18 protein-coding genes and 2 pseudogenes are annotated in these 19,439 nt (G+C 71.7%); 13 read left to right on the top strand and 7 right to left on the bottom strand.

What is annotated here, in order from left to right; translation table 11 throughout:
• Window positions 1–39: 39 nt before the first annotated feature.
• The 4 genes and pseudogenes from ACFJGU_RS00530 to ACFJGU_RS00515 form a co-directional block, all read left to right on the top strand.
• Window positions 40–1,416: pseudogene (locus ACFJGU_RS00530) on the top strand (FGGY-family carbohydrate kinase); the annotation flags it as partial.
• Window positions 1,417–1,531: 115 nt separating this feature from the next.
• Window positions 1,532–1,909 (top strand): annotated as a pseudogene (locus tag ACFJGU_RS00525) (hypothetical protein); the annotation flags it as partial.
• Window positions 1,910–1,999: 90 nt separating this feature from the next.
• The gene (locus ACFJGU_RS00520) at window positions 2,000–2,854 is read left to right on the top strand and encodes a hypothetical protein (protein ID WP_382310472.1); all 855 of its coding nucleotides are present in this window, start codon (window positions 2,000–2,002) and stop codon (window positions 2,852–2,854) included.
• Window positions 2,851–3,831 carry a 1-phosphofructokinase family hexose kinase gene (locus tag ACFJGU_RS00515; protein ID WP_382306696.1) on the top strand — a complete coding sequence of 327 codons (981 nt, stop codon included), beginning with the start codon at window positions 2,851–2,853 and terminating at the stop codon, window positions 3,829–3,831. The genes ACFJGU_RS00520 and ACFJGU_RS00515 overlap by 4 nt, the downstream gene beginning before the upstream one ends.
• A gap of 81 nt (window positions 3,832–3,912) precedes the next feature.
• Here ACFJGU_RS00515 and ACFJGU_RS00510 read toward each other — a convergent pair whose 3' ends face one another.
• Entirely contained in the window at window positions 3,913–4,383 is a 471-nt protein-coding gene (locus ACFJGU_RS00510) for a DeoR/GlpR family DNA-binding transcription regulator (protein WP_382306694.1), read from the bottom strand.
• Window positions 4,308–4,673, bottom strand: a complete 366-nt coding sequence (locus ACFJGU_RS00505; RefSeq protein ID WP_382306692.1) for a DeoR family transcriptional regulator — start codon at window positions 4,671–4,673, stop codon at window positions 4,308–4,310. The genes ACFJGU_RS00510 and ACFJGU_RS00505 overlap by 76 nt, the downstream gene beginning before the upstream one ends.
• A 149-nt stretch (window positions 4,674–4,822) precedes the next feature.
• Here ACFJGU_RS00505 and ACFJGU_RS00500 point away from each other — a divergent pair, with 149 nt between their 5' ends.
• The 9 genes from ACFJGU_RS00500 to ACFJGU_RS00460 all read left to right on the top strand — a co-directional run bounded on the left by ACFJGU_RS00500 (window position 4,823) and on the right by ACFJGU_RS00460 (window position 13,687).
• Window positions 4,823–6,328, top strand: a complete 1,506-nt coding sequence (locus ACFJGU_RS00500; RefSeq protein WP_382306690.1) for a rhamnulokinase family protein — start codon at window positions 4,823–4,825, stop codon at window positions 6,326–6,328.
• Window positions 6,325–7,065 (top strand): class II aldolase/adducin family protein, encoded by a 741-nt coding sequence (locus tag ACFJGU_RS00495; protein WP_382306688.1) that lies wholly within the window; start codon window positions 6,325–6,327, stop codon window positions 7,063–7,065. The genes ACFJGU_RS00500 and ACFJGU_RS00495 overlap by 4 nt, the downstream gene beginning before the upstream one ends.
• A 23-nt stretch (window positions 7,066–7,088) precedes the next feature.
• Window positions 7,089–7,547 carry a hypothetical protein gene (locus tag ACFJGU_RS00490; protein ID WP_382306686.1) on the top strand — a complete coding sequence of 153 codons (459 nt, stop codon included), beginning with the start codon at window positions 7,089–7,091 and terminating at the stop codon, window positions 7,545–7,547.
• Entirely contained in the window at window positions 7,544–8,293 is a 750-nt protein-coding gene (locus tag ACFJGU_RS00485; RefSeq protein WP_382306684.1) for an SDR family oxidoreductase, read from the top strand. Before ACFJGU_RS00490 ends, ACFJGU_RS00485 begins: the two co-directional genes overlap by 4 nt.
• Window positions 8,294–8,360: 67 nt before the next feature.
• Window positions 8,361–9,128 (top strand): SDR family oxidoreductase, encoded by a 768-nt coding sequence (locus tag ACFJGU_RS00480; protein WP_382306682.1) that lies wholly within the window; start codon window positions 8,361–8,363, stop codon window positions 9,126–9,128.
• A 359-nt stretch (window positions 9,129–9,487) separates the two neighbouring features.
• Window positions 9,488–10,867: an L-fuculokinase gene (locus tag ACFJGU_RS00475; protein ID WP_382306680.1), complete on the top strand. Its 1,380-nt coding sequence runs from the start codon at window positions 9,488–9,490 to the stop codon at window positions 10,865–10,867.
• On the top strand, window positions 10,864–11,781 hold the full coding sequence (locus ACFJGU_RS00470) for a hypothetical protein (RefSeq protein WP_382306679.1): 918 nt from the start codon (window positions 10,864–10,866) through the stop codon (window positions 11,779–11,781). Before ACFJGU_RS00475 ends, ACFJGU_RS00470 begins: the two co-directional genes overlap by 4 nt.
• Before the next feature lie 85 nt (window positions 11,782–11,866).
• Window positions 11,867–12,838 (top strand): LacI family DNA-binding transcriptional regulator, encoded by a 972-nt coding sequence (locus ACFJGU_RS00465; RefSeq protein ID WP_382310470.1) that lies wholly within the window; start codon window positions 11,867–11,869, stop codon window positions 12,836–12,838.
• 201 nt (window positions 12,839–13,039) lie between these two features.
• Window positions 13,040–13,687, top strand: a complete 648-nt coding sequence (locus ACFJGU_RS00460) for a hypothetical protein (protein WP_382306678.1) — start codon at window positions 13,040–13,042, stop codon at window positions 13,685–13,687.
• A gap of 141 nt (window positions 13,688–13,828) precedes the next feature.
• Here the strand turns inward: ACFJGU_RS00460 and ACFJGU_RS00455 are convergent, their stop codons facing one another.
• From ACFJGU_RS00455 to ACFJGU_RS00435, 5 genes are all read right to left on the bottom strand, one after another.
• On the bottom strand, window positions 13,829–14,638 hold the full coding sequence (locus ACFJGU_RS00455; RefSeq protein ID WP_382306676.1) for a hypothetical protein: 810 nt from the start codon (window positions 14,636–14,638) through the stop codon (window positions 13,829–13,831).
• Between the two features lie 104 nt (window positions 14,639–14,742).
• Window positions 14,743–15,099, bottom strand: a complete 357-nt coding sequence (locus ACFJGU_RS00450) for a hypothetical protein (RefSeq protein WP_382306675.1) — start codon at window positions 15,097–15,099, stop codon at window positions 14,743–14,745.
• Window positions 15,100–15,250: 151 nt separating this feature from the next.
• Window positions 15,251–15,643 (bottom strand): RidA family protein, encoded by a 393-nt coding sequence (locus tag ACFJGU_RS00445; RefSeq protein ID WP_382306673.1) that lies wholly within the window; start codon window positions 15,641–15,643, stop codon window positions 15,251–15,253.
• A 105-nt stretch (window positions 15,644–15,748) separates the two neighbouring features.
• On the bottom strand, window positions 15,749–18,388 hold the full coding sequence (locus tag ACFJGU_RS00440; RefSeq protein WP_382306671.1) for an ATP-dependent Clp protease ATP-binding subunit: 2,640 nt from the start codon (window positions 18,386–18,388) through the stop codon (window positions 15,749–15,751).
• Window positions 18,389–18,494: 106 nt separating this feature from the next.
• Complete coding sequence (locus ACFJGU_RS00435) at window positions 18,495–19,430, bottom strand: NADP-dependent oxidoreductase (protein ID WP_382306669.1); 936 nt, start codon at window positions 19,428–19,430, stop codon at window positions 18,495–18,497.
• Window positions 19,431–19,439 lie beyond the last annotated feature (9 nt).

Genomic DNA, 19,439 nt, shown 5'->3' with positions numbered 1-19,439 from the left:
AGGTTGATATGCTGACCGAACAGGCAGAATCGGGCGCGGATGCCGCGACAGCCCGCATACGCTGTCCATCGATCGGAGAGAGACGCCATGGGTTCAGATCGCGAAGCACGCTACGTGCTCGGCGTCGATGCCGGTCAGACCGCAGTGAAGGCCGTGGTGCACGACGAACGGTTGCGCCCGGTGGGCGTCGGCCGGCGGTCGAGCCCCGTCGACCGCAGCGTGCCGCGCCACGCGGAACGGCCGCAGGAAGCCCTCTGGGGAGCGGCGGCCGAGGCCATCGCCGAGGCGGTGGCGACCTCGGGCGTCGACCCGCGGCAGATCGTGGCGGTGGGCATCACCGGGCACGGCGACGGACTGCACCTCGTCGACGCAGCGGGTGCCCCGGTCGGCCCTGCCATCACGGCGATGGACTCGCGCGCCCACGCCGAGGCCGACGAGCTGTCGGCCGACCCGGAGCGGATGCGCGTGGTGCTCGAGCGCTCCGGCCAGGAACCGACGCCGGGCGCGGCGGGCAACCTGCTGCGCTGGCTGCTGCGGCACGACCCCGAACGGGTGGAGGCGGCGGATGCGATGCTCTTCTGCAAGGACGTGATCCGGCTGCGGCTGGCCGGCGGCATCGCCACCGACTACTCCGACGCCACCGCTTCGTTCCTCGACACGGCGACCGCGAGCTGGAGCCCCGAGGTCCTCGAGGCCTACGGACTTCCCGTCGACCTGATGCGGCTGCTGCCGCCGCTGCATTCGAGCGGCGACGTGGTGGGCCACGTGCTGCCCGAGGCGGCGGAGCTCACGGGTCTGGCGGCCGGCACGCCGGTGGTGGCGGGGATGCACGACGTGCAGGCCGCGTCGATCGGCATGGGCGCGCTCGTTCCGGGACGCCTGGCCCTGGTGGCCGGGTCGTTCAGCACGAACGGGGTCACGACCACGCGCCCCGACGTCGACCCGCGCTGGCAGTCGAGGCTCTCCATCCGTCCCGACCTGCGGATCGCCATGTCGACCTCGGCCACCGCTTCTCCGTCGCTCGACTGGGTGCTCCGCCTGCTCGGCGTGCACGACGACGCGGCGCGCGACCGGCTGTTCGCCGAGGCCGCCGCTCTCGATCCGCAGGAGCAGGTGCCGCTCGTGCTGCCGTTCCTCTTCGACTCGCCGCTCGGGGCCGCGAGCTCCGCGGCTCTCACGGGGGTGCGGGGCTGGCATACGCCGGCGCACGTGCTGCGCGGAACGCTCGAGGGCATCGTGCTGATGCACATCTGGCACACGCGTGCGTTGGGGGAGCGGTTCGACTGGGACGAGCCCGTGGTGCTCGGAGGCGGCATCGCCCGCGCGCCGCTCTACGTGCAGCTCGTGGCCAATGCGCTGCGCTCGCCGGTGACGGTCGTGCAGAACGAGGAGGCCGGCGCTTTCGGGGCGGCCGCGGTCGCGGGCACCTCGGTGGGGGCTCTTCGATTCGGTCGAGGCCGCGCAGGAGCTCGTGGAGCGGTCGGCGCCGGTCGTGCCGACCGAGGAGTCGGCGGGCTATTGGGCGGGTGTCATGCGCTCCTTCGACGAGGCGACGGAGGCGCTCGGCCCCTGGTGGGCGGCGCGGGCAGTCGAGGAGTCGGCGTCGGCGGCGACGGGTGCGGGCGACGGGGCGGCGTCGGCGGCGACGGGTGCGGGCGACGTCGGAGCGGCGCCGGAGGGGGGCGGATGCGACTGGCGTCGAGGCGGCCCGCGCGGACGGGGCCGGCGCATGAACCCGGCCTCGCCGAGCGGCGTCTTCCCCGCTCCGACGGCGTCAGGCCCGGCGACGGGCGCCGGCGGCGCGGTGCGGTCGCGTCGTGCCGGCATCCTCGCGTCCCTCGCCGACGCCGGTCGAGTGGAGGTGGGAGAACTCGCCCGCACGCTCGGCGTGGCCGAGGAGACGGTGCGGCGCGACCTCCGCTCACTCGAGGCGGCGGGTCTGCTGGTGCGCGCGCACGGGGGAGCGATTCCGCCGGGAGCGGATGGCGCCGGGTCCGACGTGGCCGTGGACGCGCACGCGGTCGCCGATGCCGAGGCCACCCGCGCTCTCGCGCTCGCCGTGCTCGCGGTGCTGGCCGACGACTCCGCCGTCTTCCTCGATGGAGGGCCGGTGGGTGAGGCGCTCGCGGGGATGCTGTCGGCCGGTCGGGGCATCCGTATCGTCACCGCCTCGGTGCCGGTCGCGCTGGCGGCGGCGGGTGCGGAAGAACCGTGCGAGATCCACGTGCTCGGGGGCGCCGTCGGGGCGGACGGGATCGCCACCGGCGCGTGGGCCCGTGAACTCGTCGCGACCCTCAATCTCGACGTCGCCGTGATCGAACCGAGCGGGATCGCTGCTAGTGGACGATTGCTCGCGGGCGATCCGGATCGCGCGGCCGTCGTCGAATCGGTCGCGGCGGTCGCTCGGCGGGTGGTGTTGGTGGGGGGTCCACGCGGCCTCACCGCGACGGGCCTCGCCGGCTCGATCCCGCTCGCCGCCGTGGACCAGGCGGTGCTCCACCCCGCCTCTGCGCCACCCGACCTCTTGCGGCGCCTCGCCGAGGAGGGCGTGGCCGCGGTCGTCATAGAGGGCGGCATGGTTGCGCGTGCGGTGGGCGACCGTTCCCGGAGCGTCGCCATGGACGGCGAAGCGACGGTCGAGGGCGTCACCGATGCGCGCGCGGTGGGCGACCGTTCCCGAGGTGCCGCTGCGGGCGAAGGCGCGACGGCGGATGTCTCCCCAGTCGTCGGAGGCGCGGCCCGCGGGCGTGTCAGCGAAGGCGGCACTGACGCGCGCGCCGATCGGGCATCGCCGGTCAGCGATGCCGCCGAAGCCGTCGACGACGCCCGCCACGCCGAGGGGGTGCCCGCATGAGCGGTATCGTCACCCTGACTCCGGCGCCGGCCATCGATCTCACGTACCACCTCCCGCACCTCGCCCTCGGCGAGGTCAACCGCGCCACCGCCGTCAACACCGAATTGAGCGGGAAGGGAGTGAACGTGGCCCGCGCCGTCGCGCTCTCCGCCGTTCCCGTCTCGGCGGTGCTCGCCCTCGGCTCAGAGGGGGCGGCGCTCGCCGAGCAGGGCGGATTCGCCGAGCTCATCGCGGGGGTGTCCGACGAGGGCCGCACCCGCGTCAACACCACCCTTCTCGACGCCGCCGGGGTCACCACGAAGGTGAACGAGAGCCCGGTGCCCGTCGCCGCCGCCCTCTGGAACGCCCTCGTCGAGCGCACCGAGCGGGAGCTCGAGCGCCTCGACGCGGACTGGCTCGTGATCTCCGGATCGATCCCGCCGCTGGCCGAGTCGGGGCGACCGGTGCCCTTCCTCGATCTGGTGCGGCGCGCATCCGCTCGGGGCGTGCGCGTGGCGATCGACACGGCGGGCGCAGCGCTGCGCGACGTGGCCGCCGATCTCGGGCCGATCGCGCTGATCAAGCCCAACACCCACGAGCTCGCCGAGCTGACGGGCCTTGCCCTCCGCACGATCGGCGACGTGACGGATGCCGCCCGCCGGCTGCACGGGGCCGGCTGCGAGTTCGTCTACGTGAGCATGGGCGCCGACGGCGCGCTCTGCGTCTCCGCCGCCGGAGTGCACCACGCGAAGGCGGCGGCCACCGTCGTCAACACCGCGGGGGCCGGCGATGCGTCGCTCGCTGGATTCCTGGTCGGATCGTGGCGGGCCGACGGCACCGTCGACGTTCCGGCCGGCGTGCAGCTCGCCGCCTCCTGGGGGGCGCTCGCGGTCTCGCAGGCCACGACGCTGCTCTCCTCGGTGGCCGAGGCGCCCTCCGCTGGTCTCACGGCGCATCCCGACCCCGCGACCCCCCTCACCGAGCCCGCGACCCCTTGAGCCCCCCACCGATCCGTCACTTTCTGTCGCTTAGACCGCGCCAAAGCGACAAGAACTGACGGATCGGTGCCCGCGGAGTTGTCAGAGGATGCGCGGCACCGTCGAGCGGTAGGGATCAAGCCGGGGGTCGGCGGGGTCGAGCTCGGTCACCAGCACGTCGATCCGGTCGAGCGTCAACGCCCGCACCCGCGCGCGCGACTGCAGCTTCGAGGCGTCGACCGCGAGCACGACCGACGCCGAGGCGCGAGCCATCGCATCCTTGACCGCCGCCTGGGCGAGCGTGCTCTCGCTGGTGCCGCTCTCGCCGTGCAGGCCCAGTGCCGAGATGATCGAGCAGTCGAAGTGGAAGGCCGAGAACGCCGAGATCGTGAGGGCGCCGACGAGGCTGAGGTTCTGCTCCTCGCGCTCGCCGCCGGTGAGGTAGCCGCGCACCTCCGGCTTGCGGGCGAGTGCCTCGAAGGCGCTGAGTCCGTTGGTCACGATGGTGAGGCGGCTGGTCGCGGGCACGGCGTCGGCGAGCACGTAGGCCGTCGTGGAGGAGTCGAGGCCCACCGCGCCGCCCTCGGGCAGGAGGGGAGGATCTTGGCCGCGATCCGCTCCTTGGCGCGCAGGTTGCGGCCCTGGCGGGTGCCGAACGCATCGATCTGCACCGGCACGATCCCGCCGCGCACCCGCCTCACCCGGCCCGAGCTCTCGAGGAGTTCGAAATCGCGGCGGATGGTCATCGGATGCACGCCCCACAGCTCGGCGGCTTCGCTCAGCTGAAGGCTTCCGCGCTCGTCGGTGAGTTCGAGCAGGGCGGCGCGGCGGGTCTCGCCGTCGAGCGTGCCCTTCAGTGCCATCGCGTTCTCCTCGTCGATCGGTCATGCGGATGCCGCTCCCCACCTTGCCGGATCTTGTTCGTCAATGCTACATTTCACAAGAAATAACATTTGGGAGTGTGCCAACCGCGGTCGGCGCGCCGCGCCACCACCGTTCACGAGGGAGTGACATGCCCGCCGCTGCATCCTCCCCGCGTGCCTATGCCGCCGTCGACCTGGGTGCCTCGAGCGGACGGGTGATGCTCGGCCTGGTCGACGACGGCGAGGTGCGGATGACGGAGGTGCACCGCTTCGCGAACGGCCCGCGTGCCGACTCCCTGGTGCCGGGCGCCACTCTGCGGTGGGACGTCGAGCGCCTGTTCGACGAGACGCTCACCGGACTCGCGGCGGCCGTGCGCGCCGCCGAAGCCGACGGTCGGGTGCTCGCCGGCATCGGCGTCGACAGCTGGGGCGTCGATTACGGCCTGCTGGATGCCTCGTCGCCCGCCTCGGAGTTCCGGGGCCACGTCGACCACCACCGGGGCGCCGATCCCGACGGCCCCGCCGACGCCGAGTCGGCCGTGCCTGCGCTCTCCGCGGAGCGGGTCTACGCGATCGCCGGCATCCCGCCGCAGCCCATCAACACCTCCTACCGCCTGCGCGCGGAGCGAGTCCGCGGCGGCACGCTGCTGCTCGTCCCCGACCTCTGGGTGCACCTCCTCACCGGCGAGGTGGGCGCCGAGCGCACCATCGCGTCGACCACGCAGCTGCTCGACGCCCGCTCGGGCGAATGGTCACCCGAGCTCATCCGCGGTTGGGGTCTCGACGACTTCACCTTTCCCGATCCGCTTCCGGCCGGCTCACCCGCCGGTGTCACCCTGCCCCACATCACCGAGCGCATCGGCGCCGCCGCTCCCGTGCCGGTGTTCCGCGTCGCGGAGCACGACACCGCGTCGGCGCTGGCCTTCGCCGAACCGGATGCCACGCAACTGCTGGTCTCGAGCGGCAGCTGGTCGCTCGCCGGGCTCTGCCTCGAGTCACCCGTGCTGACTGCCGAGGCTCTCGAAGCCGAATTCACCAACGAGGGCGGTGTGGCCGGTTCGACGCTGCTGCTGCGCAACCTGGCGGGAATGTGGCTGTTGGTGGAGTGCGTGCGGCAGTGGTCGGACGAGCTCGGGCATCCGCTCGATCCGGTCGCTCTCGTCCAGGAAGCGGCGGCGCGCGACGACCTCGCAGCGCCCGTCTTCGATGTCGGCGACCCGCGCCTGCTCGCACCGGGCGACATGCCCGCGCGCATCGCCCGACTCTGCGCGGAGTCGGGCCAGGCGCCGCCCGAGGGCATGCTCGGAACGGTGCGCAGCATCATCGAGAGCCTCGCTGCTGCCTACGCGGAAGCGGCGCTCGCGGTCGAGCGGCTGACGGGCTCGCCGGTCCGCTCGGTGCGGATCGTCGGAGGCGGATCGCGCAACGAACTCCTCTGCCGGCGCACGGCCGAACGCACCGGACTGCCCGTGATCGCCGGCCCCGCCGAGGCGTCGGCGTTCGGCAACCTCGCGGTACAGCTCGTGGCGGCGGGGGAGTTCTCGAGCCTGGCGGCCGTGTACGCCGCGGGCGGTTCGGCCGGCGGTGGAGTCGCGCGCTACGAGCCGTCGCGGTCCGAGCATCCCGATCGCCTCGATGACAGGACGACAGTGTGACGAATCTCCCCGAGCCGACCGACTCTGCGCCCGCCGGCACCTCGGCCAGTGATTCTTCGCGTCGCGAGCCGGCGCCCCGTGACACCATTGTCGGCGGCATCGCATCGCGCGACACCGCGCGACGCGAGACCGCGGCCGGCGACGTCGCGCGTGACGGCGCCGCGCTGGGCAACGCCGTTGCCGGGCGAAGCGCGATCGCCGACGGCGCCACCACCGCTCTCGTCGAGCTCTCCCGGCAGCTCGGCCGGCCGGACCGTCGCTGGGCCGTGCTCGCCGAGGGCAATACCTCCGTGGCGCTCGGTGACGGGCGGATGCTCGTGAAGGCCTCCGGTGCGTCGATGGCGATCGCCGAGGCGGCCGACTTCGTCGAGATGGACGCCGCCGCGGTGCTGCGGTTGGTGGACGCCCCGGCCGGAGCGCATCGCGATATGGCCGACACCCCCGCCGATGTTGATGCCGATCCAGGTGCAGATGCTTCCGCCGACGACGAGGCCGTGCGGACCCTCTTCGCCTCGGCTTCCTCGGGCGGGCGCCGCCCCTCCGTGGAAGCGCTGCTGCACGCCGTGTGCCTCGACCTTCCCGGCGTCGACGCGGTCGGCCACACGCATCCGGTTCCGGTGAACGCCCTCCTCTGCTCGCTTCGCGCTTCGCTGCTCGTCGACGGGTCGCTGTTCCCCGACCAGATCGTCGTGCTCGGCACCGATCCGCTCTTGGTGCCTGCATCGACCCCGGTCTGAAACTCGCTCGGGCGGTGCGACGGATGCTCCGCGACCGGGTCGCCGCCACAGGCTCCGCGCCGAAGGTGATGTACCTGCAGAACCACGGGATGTTCGCCCTCGGAGCGAGCACCGCCGAGGTGCTGCAGATCACCGAGATGGCAGTGAAGGTGGCCGAGGTCATCCTCGGATCGCTGCCCGCCGGCGGCCCCGTCTTCCTCGCCGCCGCCGACGTGGCGCGCATCGACACCCGCCCCGACGAGCTCCTGCGCCGTGCGGCCCTCGCCGGCGCGAACGCCGCGCCTGCGTCCGCGTCCGCCGCGCCTGCGTCCGCGTCCGCCGCGTCTGCGTCCACCCCGACCGCGTCCGCAGCCACCCCGACCGCGTCCGCAGCCACAGCGCCTGCGTCCGCCGCCACCCCGCCGGCCGCGAGCGTCGTCCCAGCCGTCGCCGGCACCACGGCCCCCCTCACCGACCCCACCCCGGATGGAGCGACCCGATGACCACCACCGACGAACGAGCCGGCAGCATGCGCGGCCGCGTGGCCCTGATCACGGGCGCCAGCTCCGGCATCGGCCGCTCCTACGCCCACGCACTCTCCGCCGAAGGCGCCGAACTCGTGCTCGTGGGTCGCTCGGAGGAACGACTCCGAACCGTGGCCGACGCCCTCCCGGGTCCCTCGCGGATCGTCGCCGGTGACGTATCCGATGCCGCCGTCTCGGAGGAAGCGGTGCGCGTGGCCCTGGCCGAGTTCGACCGCCTCGACGACGTCCTCGCCAACGCGGGCCTCTACACGGGCGGCGACTTCGTCGACACCGACCCCGCCACCATCGAGCAGCTCGTCTCGGTGAACGTCTTCGGCGCCATGGCCACCGTGCGCGCCGCCCTGCCGCACCTCATCGCGGCGGGTACGGGCGACGTGCTGGTGACGAGCTCCGTCTCCGGGCACCAGGACATCCACTGGGAACCCGTCTACTCCGCCACTAAGCACGCCATGCAATCGTTCGTGCACACCCTCCGGCGCCAGCTCGTCGGCACAGGCGTGCGTGCCGGAGCCGTGGCACCGGGCGTCGTGCTGAACGAGCTGTGGGGATTCGCCGAGGGCGCCGACGGCGTCGACCAGAAGGTGGGCGATCGCACCGGCATCCGGTCTGAGGATGTCGCCGACGCGGTGCTCTTCATGCTCAGGCGTCCCCGGCACGTCACCATCCGCGACCTCGTCATCCTGCCGACCGACCAGGAGATCTGATGACGCGAGCGACCCGCATCCGCTGCACCGGCGTCCTGCCCCCACCGACGAAGACGAAGGAGTCCTGATGTTCGACGACCTGAGAGGCCGCACCGCGGTCGTGACCGGAGGAGCCCGCGGGCTCGGCTATTCGCTGGCGACGGCGCTGGCGGGTCAGGGCGTGAACGTCGCCCTGCTCGACCTGCTGCCGATCGTCGAGGAGTCGGCCGAGCGTCTCGCCGCCGAATCGGGTGTGCAGGTGCGCGGGTACGTCGTCGACGTGACCGACCCCGCGGCGGTCGACGAGGCCTTCGCGCGCGCCGAGGAGGAGCTCGGCACGGCGTCCCTGCTCGTCACGGCCGCCGGCATCACCATCTGGGGCGAGAGCGTCGACGTGCCGCCGGAGACCTGGCGCAAGGTGCTCTCGGTCAACCTCGACGGCACCTTCTTCGCTGCCCAGTCGTTCGGACGGCGTGCGCTCGCGGCGGGGCTGCCGTCCTCCGCCGTGTTCATCTCGTCGATGTCGGCGTTCATCGTGAACCAGCCGCAGTTCCAGGCCTCCTACAACGCGTCGAAGGCCGCGGTCAGCCACCTCGCGGCGTCGCTCGCGGTGGAGTGGGCGCCCTCGGGCATCCGCGTGAACGCGATCGCGCCGGGCTACTTCCTCTCCGACATGACGCGTGAGTTCACCGAGGCGAACCCCGAGTTGGCGGCGCAGTGGGTGGGTACGATCCCGGCCGGGCGGATGGGGCAGCCCGAAGACCTGCACGGGCTGATCGTGTACCTGGCGTCGGATGCCTCGTCGTACCTCACCGGCCAGAGCATCGTGATCGACGGCGGCTACACCGCCGTCTGAGGCTCCACGCCTCCTTTTCGGGAGGAGCTGAGCCGAACCGGCGCCGTTTTCGGATTCGGTACGGCTGAGCTCCTCCGGAATGGCCGCTGGCCCGGTGTTCGGGAGGAGCTGCGGGTAACGACGGCCGTATCCGGGGTTCGGGTCACGCAGCTCCTCCCGAAAGGGAGGACTCCTTGGCGCAAACGAGGACGCCTCGGCCTGACCGGAGGACGGCGCGGCGCGCACCCGGGATGAATTCCGAGAGAAGGCATGACATCGATGACATGCGTGTGTTAGAGTCACCATGACATCGATGACATGGCGGTCAAGGCAGACGCGGCAGTCATCGCCCCACCGCAGACTTTCCGCAGGAGCCCACCGTGACCAACACCCTCGTCGCCGGCCTCGACCTCGGCAGCACCGGAGTGAAGATCCTGGTCGCCGACGACGCCGGCGCCGAAGTACTCATCCGCCAGCTCCCCACCCCGTGGCGTCCGGGCCCGGGTGGCACCACCACGATGGAAGCCGCCGACCTCCTCGCCACCGTGCACGAACTGCTCGCCCTCGCCGCCACCGGACTCGCCGACCTCCGCGGTCCCGACGCCCGCATCGAGGCCGTCGCCGTCTCGGGCATGGGGGAGTCGGGCATCGTTCTCGGCGCCGACGGCAGCCCGATCGCACCGGCCATCGCCTGGTTCGACCCGCGCGGCGCCGAGCAGGTCGAGGCGCTGCCCGCGAGCATCCGCATCGAGTTCGCCGGCCGCACCGGCCTGCCGCTCGGCGTGCAGGTCTCGGTCATCAAACTCCTGCACCTGCGCGACCAAGGTCTCGACCTGCGCGGCGCCCAGTGGCTCAACCTGCCCGAATTCGTCGTGGCGAGCCTCGGCGGCCGCGCGGCGGCCGAGTACTCGCTCTCCTCCCGCACCGGCCTCCTCGACCAGGACACCGGAGCGCCCTGGCCCGAACTGATGGCCCACCTCGGCGTGAGCGAGGACTTCATCCCGCCCTTCGTCGACGCCGGAACCCCGCTCGGCGAGGCCACCGCGGCCGGGCTCCCGGAGTCCGTCGCCGGCGCCCGCCTCACCGTGGCCGGTCACGACCACCTCGTCTCTGCCGTCTCGACGGGCGAGTTCGCGGATGACCGCTACCACGTCTCCATGGGCACCGCGGAGGTCCTGCTCCGAGTGCTCGACGAGCCCCTGCCCTTCGACGCCCGCGACCGCCTGGCCGAGCACTTCATCAACTGCGTGCGCCACGTCGTTCCCGGCAAGTGGGTGCTCGTCGCCGGCGTGAAGACCGGCCTGCTCATGCGTCGCACCCTGCACCTCGTCGGCGTCACCGACCGCGACGGCCGCGACGCCCTCGACGCCGCCGTGATGGAGCAGCCCTTCGAGGGCCTGCTGCAGCCCGGAGACGTGGATGTCGCCGGCGCCCGCAACGACGACGGCGTGCTGCGCCTCGTGATGCACGCGGATGGCGCGGGCCCCGCCGATCTCTTCAGCGCGGTGCTCCGGCACGGCAACGACGAGATCGCGGTGCTGATCGACGTGATGGACCGCGAGGTGCCGCCCGCGACATCCGCTCTGCTCACCGGCGGCTGGGCGAGCATGCGCTCGGTTCGCCGTGCCCGCGAGCAGGTGCTGCCGAACGTGCGCGTCTCCGACCGCTCGCAGGACACCGCCTACGGCGCCTCACTGTTCGCCGCCCGCCTGCTCACCCCGATCCTGTCCCACCCCCTCACCAAGGAGAACCTCCCGTGAACGAACTGAACTCACTCGAACGCCGCGCGATGGCCAAGATCTCGACGCCCGCCGGCGGGATGCTCATCGTCGCCGCCGACCAGCGCAACGGCATGAAGGCCGTCATGAAGGACGCCCCAGGTGGCGCCGACTCGATCACCAAGGACGGTCTGGCCGACGCCAAGTCCGACCTGCTGCGCCACCTCGGCAACGCGGCTCCCGCGATCCTCCTCGACGCCGAGACGGCCCTGCCGCGCGTCGTCGACGACGGCACCCTCGCCCGCGACACCGGGCTCGTGGTGGCGCTCGACGCCTCCGGCTTCGCCACTGAGAACGGCCTGAAGCGCACCCGTTACGTCGACGGCGTGACCCCCCGCCGCGTTCGCGAACTCGGCGGCGACGCCGCGAAGATGCTCTGGTACCTGCGCGCCGACCGTCGCGACGACGAGACCGTGGTGCTCGAGGACATCGCGCGCCTCGTGAAGGAGTGCGAGGCCGAGGGTGTGCTGCTCATCGTCGAGATCCTCACCTACCAGCTCGACGGCGAGACCGACGAGGAGTACGCCGCCGTCTTCCCCTCGCTCATCGAGGGTGCGGCCGAGCTCTCCGTCGCCGCCGGCGCCAAGGTGCTGAAGCTGCAGTACGCCGGTTCGCCCGAAGGATGCGCCGCCGTCACCGCCGCCGCCCAGGGCGTTCCGTGGGCCGTGCTGTCGGCCGGTGTCGACCACGAGACTTTCGTGGGCCAGGTGCGCACCGCCGTCGAGAACGGCGCCCGCGGCGCCATGGCCGGCCGCTCGCTCTGGAAGGACAGCCTCTCGATCTCCTCGGAGACCCGCGAAGACCTGCTCACCGGCCGCGCCCTGCCCCGCCTGCTCGAGCTCGAATCCGTGATCGACGGCGTGCTCGCCGGTCCGGTCGGAGCAACCCGCCCGTAGACTCTCTCGGGCGACGACGGAAGCCTGTCGTCGCCCGGGGAGCAGGCCGCACCGAGTCGGCACGGAGGGAGCGCACGTGGCGACGATGCACGACGTGGCCCAGCGCGCCGGCGTGAGCGCCAAGACGGTCTCGCGCGTCTTCAACGACGACCCGCACGTGCTGCCCGAGACCCGCACCCGGGTCGAGGAGGCGATGCGCAGCCTCAACTACGTGCCGAACGTTCTCGCGCGCACCTTTCGGGCGGGCCGTTCCTCGAGTGTCGGTGTGGCGGTTCCGGATGTCGTCGACCCCTTCTTCGCGGCCGTCGTGCGCGCCGTCGAGCGCGTCTGTTCGGCGAGCGGCATCACGACGCTCGTCACGAGCATCGGCGACGACCCGGCACGGGAGCGTCCGGTGCTCGAGGCCCTGCTGCGCACGCAGTTGATGGGGCTCATCCTCGCCCCGGTCGCGTCGGACCACGCGTGGCTCGCGCCCTGGACCGAGCACACCCCGATCGAGTTCGTCGACCGCGCGCCGACCGACCTCGACGCCGACTCCTTCGTCGAGGACGACCGGCACGGCTCCTACCTCGCCACCCGTCACCTGCTCGACCACGGGCATCGCCGGGTGGCCTTCCTCGGCGACCAGACGCATCCGCCGAGCACCCGCCGTCGGCTCGACGGCTACAGCGAAGCGCTCGCCGACGCGGGTGTGCCGCTCGACGAACAGCTGATCGCCTTCGACGCGGGCAGCGACGAGGGCGCCGGGCGCGAGCTCGCGCGACTCGCGCGTCTGGGGGAACCGCCGACCGCCGCCTTCTCGTCGAACGCGCGGGTCACGATGCACGCCTTCACGGCGCTGAAGGCGTCGGGGTTGGCGTTCGTCGGCTTCGGTGACTTCCCGATGGCCGACCGGCTCACGCCCTCGGTCAGCGTGATCGACCAGGACCCGGCCCGCCTCGGGCAGCTCGCCGCCACGCGGGCCCTTCAGCGCTTCAACGCTCCGGATGCGCGGTTCGAGCACTCGACGGTGGTGCCGGTCGGACTCACCGTGCGCGATTCCTGCGGGCGGCACTGACCTGACTCGGCGCGCGGTCGCGCGCCACGACGCCCGCGAACGACAGGTGTGGCGTTGCTGGTGGACGCCGGGTTCTCCGCGCGGTAAGACTGAGGTAGCGAACGGATGCGTGCCGGCCCGGTGGTCATCCGTTCCCCGCCCCGCCTCGTGCGGGTGCGACCCGAACCGGCAGCGTCGCCGGTGCAAGAAGCGAGGATACACATGCGCGGAACAAAGGGGTTCCCGAAAACACAAGGGACGGATGCGCCCGAAGCGGCGTCCGGACCGCACCATGACGACCAGGGCGGGACTCTCGGCGGTGCCGACGATCGCAGCGGCTGGTTCGTTCTCCATGGAGCGGCCGCGTCGGCAGTGGCGGCCCTGCTCTCCTATCAGCTGGCGGTGATCGTGGTCGCCGACGGTGCGATGAATGCGAGGCCGTCGGTCAACTTCGCGGGCCTGCTCGTGGGGCTGTGTGCGGGGGCGTGGACGGCGCTCGTCGCCCTGCTCGCGTGGCCGGTGCTCGACGCCCAGGCGCGACGCCGGGCCCGGCGCCACTCCGCGCATCCGGGGTGGAGGCAGCGCGCCATCCGTCGTCGCGGATTCTCAGTGCTGCATATCGTGGCGATCGGCACGGCCGTGCCCTGGATCGTGCTCTCCCTGCTGCTCGGCTCGTGGCAGGCGACGACCATCACGATCGTGGTCGCGGTGGTCGCCGGCGCCGCAGGCGGGTTCGCCGCGGCCTGGCGGGCCTGGCGGCCGAATCGGATGCGTACGGCGCGTCCGCGGATGCGCGCTCGGGCGTCGACCGCCATCGGCCCCGCGATCGAGCACCTTCCGTCTCCGGGGGGCACCGAGCGCGAGTCGTGATCGTCAGCTGACCGACGGTGTCTGCGAAGAATCGGCGCCCGTGGGCCGGCCGACCTCCGGCTCTGGCCCCCGTCTCGCTCGCGAGCCCTGCGCCCGCCGGAACCCCGATCCGGCCTGGGCCGTGACCCGCCGTTGACCGAGTCAGTCCCCGTGCTGCTCGTGGCCTGACGGCCGCATGAAGGGCGTGAGGTCGCCGCCGCGCCAGGTGGCCGGGCCGCGGGAGCGGGAGCGGCCGAGGTCATCGGTGGCCGAGTTGAGGAGCTCGTCGAGTTCGGCGTCGGGGTCGCGGTAGCCGCCGCGCCGGTCGGGATCGTCGCGATCGATTGCCGACGCATCCTGCACACCGAGACGGATGCCGCCATGCCGGTTGATCGTGCTCGCCACGATGGCCAGGGTGGCGATCAACAGGGCCGCGATCATCATGCTCGGGGCGAGGAATCCGGCGACCTGGATGACGGTGTAGAGGGGTGAGTAGGTGCATCCGTTCTCGTCGCAGCTGCTGCCGAACGCGACCTGGGTGAGGGGGAGTGACACGAAGACGGCGGCGGCGGCGCAGACGGTGAAGAGGATGATCGCGAAGGTCCACAGGGCGCGGGCCGGCGCGAACACCGAGGGGATGGCATCGGGAATGTCGAGGTCGCGGTTCATGGTCGCCTCCCGGCGCGGATCGGAATCGACGTCACGGGCGGAAAGCGCTGCCGGCCGGAACGCGGCCGTCACCAGGCTCAGGCCGAGGGCGAAGCTGCCGGCGGCCGCGAACGGAGCGCCGACGATCCGGCCCAGCATGGCCACGCCGAACAACAGGTCGTTCGTGGTGCGGCAGTCCCCGGTGTTCGTACAGGTCATGTTGTGCGGAAGCAGCAGGGCGCCGAGCAGTGCAAGCACGCCGAGCACGACGCCGGCCACTCCCACGACGCGAAGCGGGACGGTGGCGCGTCCGATCGATCTCACGCGTCTCCTCCTCCGCCTCACTCGGCCCGGCGTCCAACGCCCGGTCTCGTCGACAGTAGTCGTTCCGTCGTGGGACTCCCACTCCCATCCGCACCCTGGCTGGCTCAGTGCGGCGCGGTGGCGGGGGCGACGATGACGAGGTCGGCGTCGGGCCAGCGGGCGGCGAAGAATTCGGCCGCATCCTGAACCCGGGCGGGCCGGCGTGAATCGTCGACGAGCGCGATGACGTCGACTGAGCCGAAGTTCTCCTCGATCTGCCAGAGCGCGTCACTGAGCGAGAGGATGCTCGGCTCGCGGATCTCGGCCGACACCACCGCGTCGCCCCACTCGTTCACGAGCATCGCGAACGAGCTGACGTCGGGGGAGAGCAGGGCGACCTGTCGCCCCTCGCGCAACAGCGGTTCGGCGAGCTCCCGAGCCGTCTCGTTGTCGTCACTCACGATGCACCACACCTGCGACATCTCGATCCTCCACACTTCACCGGACTCACCCGGCTCCGTGCCGGTTCCTCCATCGTCGCGTGCGCCGGGTTGTGGCGAATCCTCCTGAAGAGGGAGATCCCGGTACTCCGTTGGCAGGAGGACGGTACTCAGGTGCCACGCCCTCGACCGATCAGGCGGGCGGGATGGCGGCGACCGCCTCGATCTCGACGAGCACGCCGGGGCGCGCCTCCGGCACCGCGATCACCGTGACCGCGGTGCGGTGCTCGCCCCAGACGGCGGCGCTCGCGGCGTAGGCCTCGTTCGGGTCGACGCCGGTGGTGAGGTAGATGGTGAGCTTGGCGACGTACTCGGGGCCGGTGCCGGCTTCGGCCAGCACGGCGAGCACGTTGCGCAGCGCCTGTTCGGTCTGCGCCCGGAGCCCGTCGAGCAACGTGCCCGAGCTGTCGATACCGTTCTGGCCGCCGACATGGAGCGTCGGTCCCGCGGGGATGATCATGCCCTGCGTGAAGGCGGGGCTGCGCGGGATCGAGGCCGGGTCGACAGACGTGAGTCGGGTGTTCATGAGATTCCCTTCGATTCGGTGCCCCTAGTGTGACCCCGACCTCCGACACCCGTCCAGGCATGCGAAAGGGCCGGACACCGAAGTGTCCGGCCCTTCCAGGAGGGACTACGCAGCCTGGGCGAATGCCTCGGCGTCAGCCCTGACGGTCAGCGACCCGGAGGCCGCGTCGACCGTGACCGACCCGCCGTCGACGAGCTCACCCGTCACCAGCAGATCCGCGATCGCGTCGTCGACGTTGCGCTGGATCACCCGACGCAGCGGCCGTGCACCGTACTCGGGCTCGTAGCCGTTGTCGGCCATCCAGTCGATCGCGGCATCCGTCACCGTCAGCTCGATCTCGTGGGCGTCGAGCCGGGCACGCGTGGCACCCAGCAGCAGGCTCACGATCGAGCGCAGCTGCGCCTTCTCGAGCTTGCGGAACAGCACGATCTCGTCGATCCGGTTGAGGAACTCGGGTCGCATGGCCTCGCGGAGCTTGCCCATCACGCGGTCGCGCAGAGCCTTGTCCGAGCCGAAACCGTTGCCGTCGCTGCCGTCGGCAGCGCGAGCCACGAATCCCATCGCCCCCGACCGCGAGGCCAGGAACTCCGACCCCAGGTTCGAGGTCATGATGACGACCGTGTTGCGGAAGTCGACCGTGCGGCCCTGACCGTCGGTGAGGCGTCCGTCGTCCAGCACCTGCAGGAGCAGGTTGAAGACATCCGGGTGCGCCTTCTCGATCTCGTCGAACAGCACCACCGAGTAGGGGTTGCGGCGCACACGCTCGGTCAGCTGACCGGCCTCGTCGTAGCCGACGTACCCGGGAGGGGCACCGACCAGACGCGACACCGTGTGACGCTCACCGAACTCCGACATGTCGAAACGGATCATGTTCGACGCCGACCCGAACAGCGAGGCCGCGAGGGTCTTCGCCAGCTCGGTCTTGCCGACGCCGGTGGGTCCGAGGAAGAGGAACGAACCGATCGGCCGGTGCGCGTCGCCCATGCCCGTGCGGTTGCGGCGCACGGCCTTGGCCACGACGGTCACGGCGTCGTCCTGTCCGATCACGTGCTCGTGCAGCTCGCCCTCGAGGGCGGCCAGACGCTCACGGTCGACCTCGCCGATACGCGACACCGGGATGCCGGTGGCCCGCGAGATCACGGCGGCGATCTCGGCCTCGTCGACGACGGCATCCAGGTCGATGCCGCCCGCGGCCCGCTCGGATGCGACGCGACGGTTCACCGAGGTCGCCTCCGCCAGCTGCTGCTGCACGTCTTCGATCTCGTCACGGATGCGCGACGCCTCCTCGTAGTGCTCGGCCGAGACGGCGGCGTTCTTCGCGCTCTCGAGCGAGGCCAGGTCGGCCTGCAGAGCGGAGATGTCGACGACCGCCGGGATCTTGCCGAGCGAGAGACGCAGTCGCGCCCCTGCCTGGTCGATCAGGTCGATGGCCTTGTCGGGCAGGAAGCGGTCGCTCACGTAGCGAGCCGACAGCTCCACCGCCGCGGTCAGCGCCGCGTCGGTGTAGGAGACGCCGTGGTGCTCCTCGTATGCCGGGCGGAGGCCCTGCAGGATGAGCACCGAGTCGTCCAGCGACGGCTCACCGACGGTGACGGGGGAGAAACGACGCTCCAGCGCCGGGTCCTTCTCGATGCCGCGGTACTCCTTCAGCGTGGTGGCGCCCACGAGGTGCAGGTCGCCGCGCGCCAGGCGGGGCTTCAGGATGTTGCCGGCGTCCATTCCGCCCTCACCGGAACCTCCGGCGCCGACGACGGTGTGGATCTCGTCGATGAACACGATGATCTCGCTCTTGTGGGCCGAGATCTCGTCCATGAGCGTGGTCAGACGCTCTTCGAAGTCGCCGCGGAAGCGGGTTCCGGCCAGCATCGCGGGCAGGTCGAGCGAGACCACGCGCTTGTCGCGCAGCTGCTCCGGCACCGAGCCGTCGACGATCGCCTGGGCGATGCCGTCGACGATCGCCGTCTTGCCGACGCCGGCCTCACCGACCAGAACGGGGTTGTTCTTGGTGCGGCGCGAGAGGATCTCGATGGTCTGCTCGATCTCGTCGAGCCGGCCGATCACGGGGTCGAGCTCGCCGTTGCGGGCCAGCTCGGTCAGATCGGTGCCGAACTTGTCGAGGGTCGGGGTCTCGGACGCGTCGGCGCCGTCGGCACCGGCCGTCTGGGTCGGGTCGCCGTTCGTGGCGCCCTCGCTGCCCGTGTTCACGTTCTGGCGCATCCCTTCCTGCAGAGCGTCGGGGGTGACGCCCGCCTGAGCCAGTACCTGGCCGGCGGGGGAGTCCTGGTTGATCACGAGCGCGAAGAAGAGGTGCTCGGGGTCGATGTAGGTCGAGCCGGATGCGCGCGCCACCTGGTAGGCGTGGAACAGCGCACGCTGCGCCGACTGGGTCAGAGCGGGCTGCGTCACGGGGTCGCTGCTGTTGGCGGGCAGACGCTGCTCGGCGGCCGCCGCGATCGCGCGGGGGTCGGCGCCGACGCCGCGGATGGCGTCGGATGCGGGCTGCTGCGGCGCGATGGTGCGCAGGATGTGCAGCGCGTCGAGCTCGCGGTGGCCGTGCTGGATCGCGTACTGTCCGGCTTCGGCCAGCAACTCCTGGGTGCGCCGGCTGATGAGCTTGCTCAGGTCGATCGAGCGCCCGGCGCGGGCGGCGCGCTCGCCTTCGAGGTAGCGAGCGAGGAACTCGTCGAACGAGTTGCTGCCGCCCTCGGCGTTTGAACCCTCGTTGGGGTTGAAGTTCTCGGGCACGAAACCTCCTGGCTTGTGAAACTTGAGTGCCTTACGCTCAAGTTCAACGCTGGAGGGCCTCTGGTATTCCCGTGGGTGCCGAGTCAACCTGGCAATTTGCCGCGACTCATGGAACCAGCACGAGCTTGCCGCCCGGATGCTGAGCCCTCAGCTCGGCGAGAGCCTCCCGCGCGTCCGAGAGGGGATAGGTGCGCGCCACCGGCACCACCAGGTGCCCGCTGCCGGCGAGGTCGATCAGGCGCGCCCGCACCTCGTCGCGGAAGGCCTTGCTCGCCGGCATCGCGCCGCCGATGGCGTGGAAGCCCTCGGCCGACGCGCGCCCCGGGGCCGCAATGCTCACGATCCGATCGCGATCACTCACCAGGGTGAGGGACACGTCGACCGCCTCCTCGGTGCCCACCGTGTCGAGCGCGGCGTCGACACCGCCGGGCGCGGCATCCCGCACCCGCTGTTCCAGGCCCGGCCCGTAAGCGACCGGTTCGCCACCGAAGCGCCGCACCACATCGAAGTTGCGCTCGCTCGCGGTGCCGATGACCCGCGCGCCGAGCAGGGCGGCCTGCTGCAGCACCATGACGCCCACGGCCCCGGATGCGCCGTGCACGAGCACTGTGTCGCCCGCTTTCACGCCGGTGACGTGGAGCATCTCGGCCGCGGTGGTCCCGGCGAGGAGGAGCCCCGAAGCCTCGGGGAACGGCAGCGCGGCGGGCTTCGCGAACACATCCGAGGCGCGCACGGTGAGCGCTGTGGCGTAAGCGCCCTGCACCCGGAAGGCGACCACCTCGTCGCCGACGGCGCCACCACCGGAGGCGATCTCGGTGCCGGGGCCGACGGCCGTGAGAATGCCAGAGCACTCGTAGCCGATCGGGATGGGAAGTTTGCTGCGGTCACCTTTTCGCGCCACGTGCTTGTAATCAGCCGGATTCATCCCGGCGGCCCTCACCTCGATGGTCACCTCGCCGGGGCCGGGTGCCGGAACCTCGACGTCGATCTCGGTGAAGACGTCGAGGTCTCCGTAGTCTCGTGCGATCCATGCGCGTGCCATGGCTGCAAC

The sequence above is a fragment of the Herbiconiux sp. UC225_62 genome, from assembly GCF_042694625.1.
Lineage (GTDB): Bacteria > Actinomycetota > Actinomycetes > Actinomycetales > Microbacteriaceae > Herbiconiux.
Note: the sequence above shows the minus strand (reverse complement) of the source record. Positions and strands in the feature narration are given on the sequence as shown.

What these genes read in the sequence shown, in the direction of transcription:
- ACFJGU_RS00460 (WP_382306678.1), top strand. Translation starts at nt 13,040, where the DNA reads ATGCGCGGAACAAAGGGGTTCCCGAAAACACAAGGGACGGATGCGCCC.
- ACFJGU_RS00465 (WP_382310470.1), top strand. Translation starts at nt 11,867, where the DNA reads ATGCACGACGTGGCCCAGCGCGCCGGCGTGAGCGCCAAGACGGTCTCG.
- ACFJGU_RS00480 (WP_382306682.1), top strand. Translation starts at nt 8,361, where the DNA reads ATGTTCGACGACCTGAGAGGCCGCACCGCGGTCGTGACCGGAGGAGCC.
- ACFJGU_RS00435 (WP_382306669.1), bottom strand. Translation starts at nt 19,430, where the DNA reads ATGGCACGCGCATGGATCGCACGAGACTACGGAGACCTCGACGTCTTC.
- ACFJGU_RS00450 (WP_382306675.1), bottom strand. Translation starts at nt 15,099, where the DNA reads ATGTCGCAGGTGTGGTGCATCGTGAGTGACGACAACGAGACGGCTCGG.
- ACFJGU_RS00515 (WP_382306696.1), top strand. Translation starts at nt 2,851, where the DNA reads ATGAGCGGTATCGTCACCCTGACTCCGGCGCCGGCCATCGATCTCACG.
- ACFJGU_RS00500 (WP_382306690.1), top strand. Translation starts at nt 4,823, where the DNA reads ATGCCCGCCGCTGCATCCTCCCCGCGTGCCTATGCCGCCGTCGACCTG.
- ACFJGU_RS00505 (WP_382306692.1), bottom strand. Translation starts at nt 4,673, where the DNA reads ATGGCACTGAAGGGCACGCTCGACGGCGAGACCCGCCGCGCCGCCCTG.
- ACFJGU_RS00485 (WP_382306684.1), top strand. Translation starts at nt 7,544, where the DNA reads ATGACCACCACCGACGAACGAGCCGGCAGCATGCGCGGCCGCGTGGCC.
- ACFJGU_RS00445 (WP_382306673.1), bottom strand. Translation starts at nt 15,643, where the DNA reads ATGAACACCCGACTCACGTCTGTCGACCCGGCCTCGATCCCGCGCAGC.
- ACFJGU_RS00490 (WP_382306686.1), top strand. Translation starts at nt 7,089, where the DNA reads ATGCTCCGCGACCGGGTCGCCGCCACAGGCTCCGCGCCGAAGGTGATG.